Here is an 11806-nt window from a genome sequence, read left to right on the forward strand (position 1 = left end):
TCCGGCCGGAACGCATCAGCGCCGGAAGAACCATGGACGCTCTTTGGCGTTTCCTTGCCCAAAAGGCCTTCGAGCAGCCCCGTCACCGGGTTCCGCTTTGCCTTTCAGATTAGTCCTTTACCGTTTCCAGAGCCCGGTCCCGCCGGGTCCTTTGCCACCCCGGCCGCGTTCTTTGCCGCCACGACGGCATCGAACACCTCGCGCTTGGGAAGCCCCGCCTCGGCGGCGACCGCCGCGATGGCCTCTTTGCGCCGCTCCCCCGCCTCCTCGCGCACCCGCACCCGGCGCACCAGCTCCTCGGCGTCGAGCTCGGCGGGCCCGGTCTCCGGGGCGCCCTCGACGACGACGGTGATCTCGCCGCGTACGCCCTCCTTCGCCCACTCCACCAGCTCGCCGAGCGGGCCACGCCTGACCTCCTCGTACGTCTTGGTCAGCTCCCGGCAGACGGCGGCGCGCCGGTCGGTGCCGAAGACCTCGGCCATCGCGGCGAGCGTGTCGTCGAGCCGGTGCGGGGCCTCGAAGTAGACGAGGGTGCGGCGCTCCTGCCCGACCTCGCGCAGCCGGGACAGGCGCTCGCCGGCCTTGCGGGGCAGGAAGCCCTCGAAGCAGAAGCGGTCCACGGGCAGCCCGGACAGGGCGAGCGCGGTGAGCACGGCGGAGGGGCCGGGCACGGCGGTGACCTTGATGTCCCGCTCGACGGCGGCGGCGACCAGGCGGTAGCCGGGGTCGGAGACCGAGGGCATCCCGGCGTCGGTGACGAGCAGCACGCGCGCGCCGCCCTCCAGGGCCTCCACCAGTTCGGGCGTACGGGCCGACTCGTTGCCCTCGAAGTAGGAAACCACCCGGCCCTGGGTGTGCACACCGAGCGCGCGGGTGAGTCCGCGCAGCCTGCGGGTGTCCTCGGCGGCCACGACGTCCGCCCGCTCCAGCTCGGTGGCGAGCCGCGGCGGGGCGTCCGCGATGTCGCCGATGGGGGTCCCTGCGAGTACCAGCGTTCCAGTCACAGGAGCATCCTCCCAGCCCGGACAGGCGACGCGCACAGGCGCGTTCCCTACGATGGCGCGGTGACCAGAACCGCACCCGAGGCCCTGGAGGGTCAGCAGCCCATGGATCCCATGGACCCCACGGCTCACGTGGACCCCACGGCCCCCGTGGATCCCGCGGCTTCCATGGCCCCCGCCGCGGCGGAGTCCTCCGAGTGGCTGCGCAGGCTGCGGCGCTTCGGTTACCGGCCCGACCCGACGGCCTCCCTCTCCATCGGGCTGCGGGAGCGGCTCGTACCGCCGTACACCCGGCCCTCGCCGCGCCTGTGGTCGCTGTTCGGCATCGGCCCCAAGGCCGCCCACCAGCTGTGGCGGATCGCCGCCTGGGCCGGTCCGCTGCTCGTCGCGCTGGTGGCGGGCCTGCTGCGGTTCTGGAACCTGGGCCGGCCGAACGCGGTGATATTCGACGAGACGTACTACGCCAAGGACTCCTGGGCCCTGATCAACCAGGGGTACGAGGGGGCGTGGCCGAAGGACATCGACAAGACGATCCTGGCGAACCCGGACTCGGTGCTCGTCCCGACGGATCCCGGCTATGTGGTCCATCCGCCGGTCGGCAAATGGGTCATCGGGATCGGCGAGAAGATCTTCGGCTTCGAGCCCTTCGGCTGGCGCTTCATGGTGGCGCTGCTCGGCACCCTGTCGGTGCTGATGCTGTGCCGGATCGGCCGGCGGCTTTTCCGCTCGACGTTCCTGGGCTGTCTGGCGGGTCTGCTGCTCGCGGTGGACGGCCTGCACTTCGTGATGAGCCGCACGGCGCTGCTCGACCAGGTGCTGATGTTCTTCGTGCTCGCCGCCTTCGGCTGCCTGGTGATCGACCGGGACCGGGCGCGGGCCCGGCTGGCCGGGGCGCTGCCGGTGGACTCCGACGGGGGTGCGGGCGTGCTGCGGCCGGACGCGGAGGTCGCGGAGGGCCTGGGGCTCGGCTGGCGGCCGTGGCGGCTCGCGGCGGGCGTGATGCTGGGCCTGGCCGCAGGCACCAAGTGGAACGGGCTTTACATCATGGCCGCGTTCGGCCTGATGACGGTGTTGTGGGACATCGGCGCGCGGCGCACGGCGGGCGCGGTCCGGCCGTACGCGGCGGTGGCCCGGCGGGACCTCGTGCCGGCCTTCGTCTCGGTCGTGCCGGTGGCCGTCGCCACGTATCTGGTCTCCTGGTCGGGCTGGATCTTCACCGACAAGGGCTACTTCCGGAACTGGGCCGCCGAGCAGGACAAGCTCGGCGGCGGCGGGACGTGGGGCTGGCTGCCGGAGTGGCTGCGCAGCCTGTGGCACTACGAGACCGAGGTCTACAAGTTCCACGTGGGCCTGAGCTCGCCGCACACCTACGAGTCCAACCCGTGGAGCTGGCTGGTCCTCGGCCGCCCGGTCTCCTACTTCTACGAGTCCCCCGCCCCCGGCACCGCCGGCTGCCCGGTCGACGCCCAGGAGAAGTGCGCCCAGGAGGTCCTCGCCCTCGGCACCCCGCTCCTGTGGTGGGCGGCCTGCTTCGCGCTCCTGTACATCCTGTGGCGCTGGGCCTTCCGCCGCGACTGGCGCGCGGGCGCGATCGCCTGCGGCGTCCTGGCCGGCTGGGCGCCCTGGCTGCTCTATCAGGAACGCACCATTTTCCTTTTCTACGCGGTGGTGTTCGTCCCCTTCCTGTGCCTCGCGGTGGCGATGATGCTCGGGGCGATCGTGGGCCCGGCGGGCTCCTCGGAAAGGCGCCGCACTTTCGGTGCGGTGGCGGCGGGGGTGCTCGTTCTGCTCATCGTCTGGAATTTCATCTATTTCTGGCCGCTGTACACCGGGACGGCGATTCCGATGGAGCAGTGGCGGAACAGGATGTGGCTGGACACCTGGGTGTAGGGAGCCCCTACGGGGCTTCCTCGCCCAGCGGGGTGAGGCAGAGGGTGAAGCCGCTGCGGCCGGTCTCGGAGTACTCGGCGTAGCGGGTCAGGTCGCAGTGGTCGTAGCCGCTGTCGTGGCGCTCCGCGACCCGGAAGTCGGCCTCCGCGGAGGAGCAGTCGACGACCACGACGTTCGGGAACATCTCGCTGCCCTTGTTGTGGACGCAGGAGCCGACGTCGGCGGTGCTGGCGGCGTCTCCGAAGGCGAACGCCAGCACGCCGACGATGGCGAACGGCAGCAGGACGCCGAGCGCCTCGACGCGGCGGACGATCGGGCGGCCGGGGTCCGCCGGGGGACACACGCCGCCGGAGGGCGGGTTCAGGCGGCCGAGACGGATCCGCTGGACGAGATTGAGCGCCAGAACGACGAACGTGTAGAAGAACGAGGCGGGTCCCCACCAGCCCTGGTAGAGCGTCCGGGCCGTCATCTGCCGGTGCAGGGCGATCCCGCAGTTCCGGCAGAGCGTCTGGCGGCACTTGAAGCTCCGCATGAGGAGCACGATGCCCTGGTGGGCACGGACCGTGGTGCGCAGGGCGGGCCGGGCGCCGCAGATCTGGCAGCCGTCGACGGCGAGTTCGGGAACGGCGGGCTCGGAAGAAGCCGGCGTGGGCTCGGAAGAAGCCGGCGTCGGCTCGGTGGGACCGGCAGGCTTGGACAGCGGTGTGGACATGGTGAATTCCCCCCCGGGAAACAGAAAGAGTGGTACGCGAGAGGCTGAAGAGTACGGCCCCGCACCGACAGACGGTCGGCCGAGCGGATCGCTATCCGGTAACAACCGTCCCGGCTCTCACTCCTGACACCACAGGCGAAGATTAGGCTCCCCGCTGGGGCCATACCTGGGGGAGGGAGGCGCAGTCATGCGCAGTGGTGCCAAGGTCGCGATCGTCGGGGGAGTCTTCGTCGTCGTGGCGAGCGGGGTGGGATACGGGGGCTACAACCTCTGGAACGGGATCAGCGGAGGCTCCGACGGGCCGACGACGGCGTCCGGTTCGAACAGCAAGAAGACCGGGCCGGTCACCGCCGAGGAGGTCACGGCGACCGCGAAGGACTTCCTCGCGGCCTGGGCCGGCGGCGAGTCCGAGACGGCCGCGCAGCTGACCAACAACCCGGTCGCCGCCGGCCCCGCGCTGCTCGGCTTCCGCGAGGAGGCGAAGGTCTCCGCCGCACAGATCACCCCGGGCACGCCGACCGGGACGACGGTGCCGTTCACCGTGAAGGCCACCATCACGTACGAGGGCGGGTCCAAGCCCTGGACGTACGCCTCGCAGCTCACCGTCGTCCGGGGGCTCACGACCGGCCGGCCGCTGGTCGACTGGAAGCCGGCCGTGCTGCACCCGAAGCTGACGGCGGGCGGCTCGCTGCGCACCGGCGGCGCGAGCTCCGGCGAGATCGAGGCCGTCGACCGCAAGGGCCGGGTCCTGACGGCGGAGAAGTACCCCTCGCTCGGGCCCGTCCTGGCCCAGCTGCGCGAGCGCTACGGCTCGACGACGGGCGGCAAGCCGGGCGTCGAGGTGTACGTCGACTCCGGCGCGGAGGGCGTGCCCGACACGACGCTGCTGACGCTCCAGAAGGGCGAGCCGGGGAAGTTGGAGACGACCATCGACGCCGACGTGCAGGCGGCGGCGGAGAAGGCGGTGGCGCGGTACGGGACGGCCTCCGTGGTGGCGATCCAGCCGACGACGGGCGCGGTGCGGGCGGTGGCGAACAGCCCGGCGAACGGCTTCAACGCGGCCTTCGAGGGCGCGAAGATGCCCGGCTCGACGCTGAAAATCCTGACGGCGGCGCTGCTCCTCGACAAGGGCCTGGTGAAGGCCGACCAGGTGACGGAGTGTCCGCGGAACGTGTTGTACCAGGGCCGGACCTTCCACAACCTCGACAACTTCGCGCTGGAGGGCAAGAGCTTCGGGTACGCCTTCGCCAAGTCGTGCAACACCGCCTTCATCAAGAAGATCGACGACGTCCACGACGACTCCGCCCTGGGCAAGGAGGCACGGGAGGTCTTCGGCATCGGCCTGGAGTGGAAGACCGGCATCCGGTCCATGGACGGCAGGATTCCCGACGCGACGGGCGGCGAGGCGGCGGCCCAGTACATCGGCCAGGGCACGGTCCAGATGAACCCGCTGACCATCGCGTCGATCACGGCGACGGCGAAGGCGGGCGTCTTCAAGCAGCCGTTTCTGGTCGCGGCGGACGTGGACGACCGCGAGTTCGCCCAGGCCGAGCGAAGGCTGTCCGCGTCGGTCGCGCGGCAGCTGCGCGACATGATGCGGGCCACCGCGACCACGAGCTACGGCACGGGGACGCGTGCCATGTCCTCCGTCGGCGGCGACAAGGGCGCGAAGACCGGTTCGGCGGAGGTCGACGGCCAGGCGACCTCGGACTCCTGGTTCACCGGCTTCTCGAACGACCTCGCGGCGGCCGCCTTCGTGGAGGGCGCCGGTCACGGCGGCGACGCGGCCGGTCCGGTGGTGGCGCAGGTGCTGCGGGCCGGGTAGCGGTGCCGTAACCCGGTCGCGTGCCTCGTACACGTACCGCTAGCCTGCGAGCCCATGACGACGTCACACGCAGATGCCCATCCCCAGTTCGCCGCGGCCCTGCAGGAGCTGGGCCTCGATGTCGAGGTCCGGCGGTTCCCGGACGAGACGCGGACCGCGCAGCAGGCCGCCGAGGCCATCGGCTGCGCGGTCTCGGAGATCGTGAAGTCGCTGATCTTCGCGGCGGACGGGGTGCCGGTGCTCGTCCTGATGGACGGCGCCTCGCGGGTGGACGTGGAGCGGGTACGGCAGGAGCTGGGCGCCGGGGCGGTCACGCGGGCCGACGCGCGGATCGTCCGGGAGACGACGGGGTACGCGATCGGCGGCGTCCCGCCCTTCGGGCACCGCAGCCGGACCCGGGTGCTCGCCGACCGCGGGCTGCTCGACCACGCGGTGGTGTGGGCGGCGGCCGGCACCCCGCACAGCGTCTTCGCGCTCGACCCGAAGACGCTGATCGCACACGCGGGCGGCACGCTGGTGGACGTCCGCGAGCGCTCCGCCGAGGGCTCCGACGCGCCCTCCGCCGAGCGTTCGGCGTGACGCCGCTGGTCGTCACGGCGGTGCTGCTCGCCGCCGTGACGCACGCGAGCTGGAACGCGATCGCCGCGCGCATCCACGACCAGCTGCTCTCCTTCACGCTGATATCCGGCGGCGGGGCCCTCATCGGCATCGTCGGCGTCTGCTTCACCCCGCTGCCCGACGCCGGCGCGTGGCCGTGTCTGATCGCCTCGGCGGCGCTGCACGTGGCGTACTACGCGCTGCTCATGAAGTCCTTCGCGCTCGGCGACTTCGGCCAGATGTACCCGATCGCGCGCGGCACGGCGCCGCTGGTGGTCACCCTGCTCGCCGCGCTCTTCGTCGGCGAGATCCCGGACGCCGGGCAGCTCGCGGGCGTCGCCGTCGCCTGCGCGGGCCTCACCGGCCTGGCCCTGTGGGGCATCCGCGGCAAGGGCGCCCGGCCGCACTGGCCGGCGCTGCTCGCCGCGGGCACGACGGGCCTGTCGATCGCCGCGTACACCGTCGTCGACGGCGTCGGCGTCCGCGCCTCCGGCACCCCGCTCGGCTACATCGCCTGGCTGATGCTCCTGGAGGGCCTGGTCATCCCGGTCTACGCTGTCACCCGCCGCGGCCCCGCCGTCCTGGCCGCCGAACTCCGGCCCTTCGCCGCCCGCGGCCTGCTCGGCGCCGCGATGTCGGTCGCCGCCTACGCCCTCGTCCTCTGGGCCCAGACCAAGGCCCCGCTGGCCCCGATCGCCGCCCTCCGCGAGTCCTCCATCATCGTCGGCGCCGCCATCGGCGCCCTCCTCTTCAAGGAGCGCTTCGGAGGGCCACGGGTCGCGGCGGCGGGCCTGATGGTGGTGGGCATCGGACTGATGCTGTACGCGAGTTGAGGAGGAACACCATGGACGAGCCGGTACGCACCCGGATCTCGGCCTACGGCATCGTCGTCGACCAGGACCGGGACCGGCTGCTGCTCGCCCGGCTCGGCGCGACGTCGCCCGTCTTCGCGCCCGGGCTGTGGCATCTGCCGGGCGGCGGCCTCGATCCCGGCGAGCAGCCGGCGGAGGCGCTGGTCCGCGAGCTGCGCGAGGAGACCGGGCTGACGGTGGGCGCGGACGAGGTCCGGCTGCTCGACGCCCGTACCTACACCACCGAGCGCGCCGGCACCCGCCGGCACCTCACGGCGCTCTTCTACGCCGTCACCCTCACCGGGGCCGCCGCGGCCGCCCCGCTCGTCGCCGAGACCGACGGCTCCAGCGAGGCCGCCGCCTGGATCCCGCCGGCCGAACTGGCCCGGCTCGACACCGAGAACCGCCTGTCGCCGCCGACGGCGGACGCGCTGCGGATGCTCAGAGGGACGCCCGGACGGCGCGGACCAGGGCCTGGGCGCGCGGGTCGGCCGTGACCGTCTTGCGCATGCCGTTGGTGACGTAGCCGAAGGAGATCCCGGAGTCGGGGTCGGCGAAGCCGAGGGAGCCGCCGCGGCCCGGATGGCCGAAGGAGCCGGGACCGAGGAGCGGGGAGGCCGGGCCGTGGAGCATGTGGCCCAGGCCGAACCGGGTGCCGACGACGAGGACCCGGTCGGCGCCGACGGACTCCTCGGTACGGGCCAGGGCCAGGGTGGCCGGGGCGAAGAGGCGGGGGCCGCCGTCGACCGGGCCGAGGGTGGCGGCGTAGAAGCGGGCGAGGGCGCGGGCGGTGGCGACGCCGGCGGAGCCGGGCAGTTCGGCCGCCCGGTACACCGGGTCGTTCTCGTCGGGGCGCGGCTCGATCACCCCGAAGGCGCGCCGGGTGAGCGACCGCGGGTCCTCGTAGGCGGCGGTCACGGCCGGCTTGGGGCGCAGCCGCAGCGCCGGGCTGTCGGCGGGCTCCTTCTCCTCGACCGGGCCGATCCGGCCGACCCGGTGGGCCTCCTCCTCGGGCAGTCCGATCCACAGGTCGAGGCCGAGCGGGCGGGCGATCTCCTCGGCGGCCCAGCTGCCTATGGTGCGGCCGGTGACCCGGTGGACCAGGCCGGAGAGCAGCCAGCTGAAGGTGTGCGCGTGGTAGCCGTGGGCGGTGCCGGGCTCCCAGGCGGGGGCCTGGGCGGCGATCGCGGCCGTCGCGGTCGGCAGGTCGACGGCCTCGGCGAGGGTGAGCGGCCGGTCGAGGACCGGTACGCCCGCGCGGTGCGCGAGCAGCTGCCGTACGGTCACCCGCTCCTTGCCCGCGGCCTTGAACTCCGGCCAGTACGTGGCGACCGGCGCGTCCAGGTCCAGCTGCCCGCGCTGGTGGAGCAGGAGGGGGACGGCCGCGGCGACGCCCTTCGTCGCCGAGCGCACGACCTGGGCGGTGTCGGCCGCCCACGGCTCCTCGCCGTCGACGTCGCGCGTGCCCGCCCAGAGGTCGACCACCTTGGAGCCGTCGCGGTAGACGGCGACGGCCGCGCCGCGCTCCCCGCGCTGCTCGAAGTTGCGCAGGAACGCGTCCCTGACCGGCTCGAATCCCGCCGCCACCGTGCCCCGGACGTCCACCTGAACCCACGCTTCCTCTCGTACGTACGACCCCCATCGTGCAACGCGGCGGTCCGCCCGCCGATTCCGGGGTCGGGCGTACGGCTCGGGAGGGTTCGGAAGGCTCAGACGTCGACCGCGCTCGGCACGAAGCCGAACGGCAGCTCCAGGCGGTGCCTGGCCATCAGCTCCTCGTCGGAGAGGATCTCCGCGGTCCGCCCGTCGGCGGCGATCACGCCCTCGCTGAGGATCACCGAGCGCGGGCAGAGCTCCAGGGCGTACGGCAGGTCGTGGGTGACCATGAGGACGGTGACGTCCAGGGAGCGCAGGATGTCGGCGAGCTCGCGCCGGGAGGCCGGGTCCAGGTTGGAGGACGGCTCGTCGAGGACGAGGATCTCCGGCTCCATCGCGAGCACGGTCGCGACCGCGACCCGGCGCCGCTGCCCGAAGGACAGGTGGTGCGGGGGCCGGTCGGCGAACTCCTCCATGCCGACCCGGGCCAGCGCCTTGCGGACCACGGCCTCCAGCTCGGCGCCGCGCAGGCCGGCCGCCGCCGGGCCGAAGGCGACGTCCTCGCGGACGGTCGGCATGAACAGCTGGTCGTCGGGGTCCTGGAAGACGATGCCGACCCGGCGCCTGATCTCGGCCAGGTGCTTCTTGCCGACCGGGAGGCCGGCCACGGTCACGCCGCCCGCGCCGCCGGTGAGGATGCCGTTGAGGTGGAGGACGAGGGTGGTCTTGCCGGCGCCGTTGGGGCCGAGCAGGGCGACCCGCTCGCCGCGTCCCACGGTCAGGTTGACGCCGAAGAGGGCCTGGTGGCCGTCGGGGTACGCGTACGCGAGGCCGCGTACGTCCAGCGAGGGGTGCGAGGAGTGCGAGGGGTGCGAGGAGTCCATGGTCACAGGGTCCATCCGAGGAGGCAGATCAGGAGGGCGGCGAGCGGCAGCGCGGCGGCCTGCCGCCACTGGACGGCGCTGGCGGTGACCTCGTCGATGACGGGCATGGTGCCGGTGTAGCCGCGGCTGACCATGGCGAGGTGGACCCGTTCCCCGCGCTCGTAGGAGCGGATGAAGAGGGCCCCGGCGGACTTCGCGAGGACGCCCCAGTGCCGTACGCCGCGCGCCTCGAAGCCGCGGGAGCGGCGGGCGATGGACATCCGGCGCATCTCGTCGGTGATCACGTCGCCGTAACGGATCATGAAGGAGGCGATCTGGACGAGCAGCGGCGGCAGCTTGAGCCGCTGGAGGCCGAGGAGCAGTTCGCGCAGTTCGGTGGTGGCGGCGAGCAGCACGGAGGCGGCGACGCCGAGGGTGCCCTTCGCGAGGACGTTCCAGGCGCCCCACAGGCCGGGGACGGAGAGCGAGATCCCGAGGAACTGGGTCTGCTCGCCGGGGACCACGAAGGGCATGAGCACGGCGAACGCGACGAACGGGATCTCGATCAGCAGCCGCTTGAGGACGAAGCCGCCCGGGACCCGGGCCCGTGCGGCGACGGCGCCGAGCAGGACCGCGTAGAGGGCGAAGGCCCACATCGCCTCGCGGGGGGTGGCGACGACCACGACGACGAAGGCGAGGACGGCCACGAGCTTGGTGTGCGGGGGCAGCGCGTGCACCGGCGAGTGCCCGCCCCGGTAGAGCTTGTGCACGTGCCCCGCTCCCACCTCAGGCCTCCGCGACGACGTCGGCGGTACGGCGGCGGCGCACGACCCAGAAGGCGCCGGTGCCGACGGCGAGGGTCGCGCCTACGCCGATGACGCCGGCGAGGCCGCCGGACAGGCGCGCGTCCGAGACGTCCTTGACGCCGTAGTCGGCGAGCGGGGAGTCGGCGGCGGCGTGCGGCTCGGCCTTGCTGTCGATGCCCTTGTCGGCGGCGACCTTCTCCAGGCCGTCGGGGCTGGCGGAGGCGTAGAAGGAGACGAAGCCGGCGAGGACGAGCGCGGTGACGACCCCGGTGATCCACAGCTTCTTCGGGGAGCGGGCGGCGACCGGCCTGATCTCCGGTGTGGCGTCGACGAGCTCGCCGTCCACGCGCAGCTTGAGCGGGGCGGTCAGGCCGCGGGCGCCGTACACGAGGTCGGGGCGGACGGCGATGACCGCGCCGACGGTGAGCATGGTGATGACGGCCTCGCCGATGCCGATGAGGACGTGCACGCCGACCATCGCGGTGAGCACCTTGCCGAGCGGTACGTCGGTGGTGCCGCCGATCGCGTAGATCGCGGTGAAGGCGGTGGCCGCGGCCGGTACGGAGACCAGGGCGGCCACGAAGGAGGCGACGGTCACCGAGCGGCGGGTGCGCGGCAGGACGAGGACCAGGCCGCGGAAGAGCGCGTAGGAGACGAGGACGGTCACCACGCCCATGACGGTGATGTTCACGCCGAGCGCGGTGAGGCCGCCGTCGGCGAAGAGGACGCCCTGCATGAGCAGGACGACGGCGATGCACAGGACGCCGGTGTACGGGCCGACGAGGATCGCCGCGAGCGCGCCGCCCAGGAGGTGTCCGCTGGTGCCGGCCGCGACGGGGAAGTTGAGCATCTGCACGGCGAAGATGAAGGCCGCGACCAGGCCGGCCAGCGGGGCCGTCCGCTCTCCCCCGTAGCCTCCGGCACGGGAGGTGCCCCCAAGCTCCTTACGCGCTCCGCGCAGGCTGACGGCGACGGCGCCGGCGGCGACGACACCGGCGGCGGCCGATACGGGGGCGTTGATGAATCCGTCGGGTACATGCACGCCCGAATGATAAAGCGTTCCTGCGAACTGTTTGCAAGAGCGCGTGGGGGTCAGGAGTGGAGTGAGGAGCCTTCTCTGGCCGGGCGCGCGCCCCGGAAGAGTGGGACATTGAGGACTAACCGCGCGAACGTGTGTCGCGTACGAGTGTGAGGAGCCGCCCGATGCCCCGCGCCGTCGATGACCGAGAAGTCGAGGACCACGCCAAAGGCCGGATCATCAGCGACGCCCCGCTCTCGCGGCCGGTGCCGGTGGCCCTGCGCTTCGATCCGGGGCTCGAACCCGCCACCGTGCGCTTCGTCTTCCCCGGCAACATCGAGTGGTCCTTCCCCCGCAGCCTCCTGGAGACCGGCCTGCGCGCCCCCGCCCGGCGCGGCGACATAGGCGTGTGGCCGTGCGGCCGGGTGCAGACGGTGGTCGAGTTCCACACGGCCGACGGCGTCGCCGTCGTCCAGTTCGACACCACCGCGCTGCTCCGCTTCCTCAAGCACACGTACGCCGTCGGCACGGCCATGTCGGCGCGCTGACGGCGTACGGGCCGCGTCGGCTCCCCGTCCCCACAGGTTCCGGCGCGTTCCGGGGCGCACCGCCCGCTCAAGCGGCGGCCCCGGAGTTCAGAGGGCTGG

At 72.9% G+C, this 11806-nt stretch carries 12 protein-coding genes; 6 read left to right on the forward strand and 6 right to left on the reverse strand.

Going from position 1 to position 11806, the window contains the following annotated elements; all coding sequences use genetic code 11:
* Positions 1-104 precede the first annotated feature (104 nt).
* Positions 105-1004, reverse strand: coding sequence for a 16S rRNA (cytidine(1402)-2'-O)-methyltransferase (gene rsmI / locus KV205_RS22195; protein WP_265866299.1), 900 nt, complete (start codon positions 1002-1004; stop codon positions 105-107).
* Positions 1005-1064: 60 nt separating this feature from the next.
* Here rsmI and KV205_RS22200 point away from each other — a divergent pair, with 60 nt between their 5' ends.
* The gene (locus tag KV205_RS22200; protein ID WP_374214707.1) at positions 1065-2891 is read left to right on the forward strand and encodes a dolichyl-phosphate-mannose--protein mannosyltransferase; all 1827 of its coding nucleotides are present in this window, start codon (positions 1065-1067) and stop codon (positions 2889-2891) included.
* 7 nt (positions 2892-2898) lie between these two features.
* Here KV205_RS22200 and KV205_RS22205 read toward each other — a convergent pair whose 3' ends face one another.
* Complete coding sequence (locus KV205_RS22205; RefSeq protein WP_265866300.1) at positions 2899-3603, reverse strand: hypothetical protein; 705 nt, start codon at positions 3601-3603, stop codon at positions 2899-2901.
* 187 nt (positions 3604-3790) lie between these two features.
* Here KV205_RS22205 and KV205_RS22210 point away from each other — a divergent pair, with 187 nt between their 5' ends.
* From KV205_RS22210 to KV205_RS22225, 4 genes are read left to right on the forward strand one after another with little or no spacing between them, the layout of a single operon-like run.
* Complete coding sequence (locus KV205_RS22210) at positions 3791-5428, forward strand: penicillin-binding transpeptidase domain-containing protein (RefSeq protein ID WP_265866301.1); 1638 nt, start codon at positions 3791-3793, stop codon at positions 5426-5428.
* A gap of 54 nt (positions 5429-5482) precedes the next feature.
* Entirely contained in the window at positions 5483-6007 is a 525-nt protein-coding gene (locus KV205_RS22215) for a YbaK/EbsC family protein (protein WP_265866302.1), read from the forward strand.
* Complete coding sequence (locus KV205_RS22220; RefSeq protein ID WP_265866303.1) at positions 6004-6858, forward strand: DMT family transporter; 855 nt, start codon at positions 6004-6006, stop codon at positions 6856-6858. The genes KV205_RS22215 and KV205_RS22220 overlap by 4 nt, the downstream gene beginning before the upstream one ends.
* A gap of 11 nt (positions 6859-6869) precedes the next feature.
* A complete protein-coding gene (locus KV205_RS22225; protein ID WP_265866304.1) occupies positions 6870-7373 on the forward strand; it encodes an NUDIX hydrolase in 504 nt (167 codons plus the stop codon).
* Here the strand turns inward: KV205_RS22225 and KV205_RS22230 are convergent.
* From KV205_RS22230 to KV205_RS22245, 4 genes are all read right to left on the reverse strand, one after another.
* On the reverse strand, positions 7318-8481 hold the full coding sequence (locus KV205_RS22230; protein WP_265866305.1) for a serine hydrolase domain-containing protein: 1164 nt from the start codon (positions 8479-8481) through the stop codon (positions 7318-7320). The two genes, KV205_RS22225 and KV205_RS22230, sit on opposite strands and share 56 nt — an antisense overlap.
* Before the next feature lie 104 nt (positions 8482-8585).
* Positions 8586-9356 (reverse strand): energy-coupling factor ABC transporter ATP-binding protein, encoded by a 771-nt coding sequence (locus KV205_RS22235; protein ID WP_265866306.1) that lies wholly within the window; start codon positions 9354-9356, stop codon positions 8586-8588.
* Between the two features lie 2 nt (positions 9357-9358).
* Positions 9359-10120 carry a cobalt ECF transporter T component CbiQ gene (cbiQ, locus tag KV205_RS22240; protein ID WP_265866307.1) on the reverse strand — a complete coding sequence of 254 codons (762 nt, stop codon included), beginning with the start codon at positions 10118-10120 and terminating at the stop codon, positions 9359-9361.
* A 1-nt stretch (position 10121) separates the two neighbouring features.
* Positions 10122-11183: an energy-coupling factor ABC transporter permease gene (locus KV205_RS22245; RefSeq protein WP_265866308.1), complete on the reverse strand. Its 1062-nt coding sequence runs from the start codon at positions 11181-11183 to the stop codon at positions 10122-10124.
* Positions 11184-11344: 161 nt separating this feature from the next.
* On the opposite strand from KV205_RS22245, the gene KV205_RS22250 reads away from it, so the two are divergent.
* Positions 11345-11707 carry an SsgA family sporulation/cell division regulator gene (locus KV205_RS22250; RefSeq protein WP_265866309.1) on the forward strand — a complete coding sequence of 121 codons (363 nt, stop codon included), beginning with the start codon at positions 11345-11347 and terminating at the stop codon, positions 11705-11707.
* Positions 11708-11806 lie beyond the last annotated feature (99 nt).

Source organism: Streptomyces sp. SKN60, from assembly GCF_026236535.1.
Lineage (GTDB): Bacteria > Actinomycetota > Actinomycetes > Streptomycetales > Streptomycetaceae > Streptomyces.

Coding starts and splice junctions, on each gene's coding strand:
- KV205_RS22250 (WP_265866309.1), top strand. CDS start 11,345: ATGCCCCGCGCCGTCGATGACCGAGAAGTCGAGGACCACGCCAAAGGC.
- KV205_RS22210 (WP_265866301.1), top strand. CDS start 3,791: ATGCGCAGTGGTGCCAAGGTCGCGATCGTCGGGGGAGTCTTCGTCGTC.
- KV205_RS22205 (WP_265866300.1), bottom strand. CDS start 3,603: ATGTCCACACCGCTGTCCAAGCCTGCCGGTCCCACCGAGCCGACGCCG.
- KV205_RS22225 (WP_265866304.1), top strand. CDS start 6,870: ATGGACGAGCCGGTACGCACCCGGATCTCGGCCTACGGCATCGTCGTC.
- KV205_RS22235 (WP_265866306.1), bottom strand. CDS start 9,356: ATGGACTCCTCGCACCCCTCGCACTCCTCGCACCCCTCGCTGGACGTA.
- KV205_RS22215 (WP_265866302.1), top strand. CDS start 5,483: ATGACGACGTCACACGCAGATGCCCATCCCCAGTTCGCCGCGGCCCTG.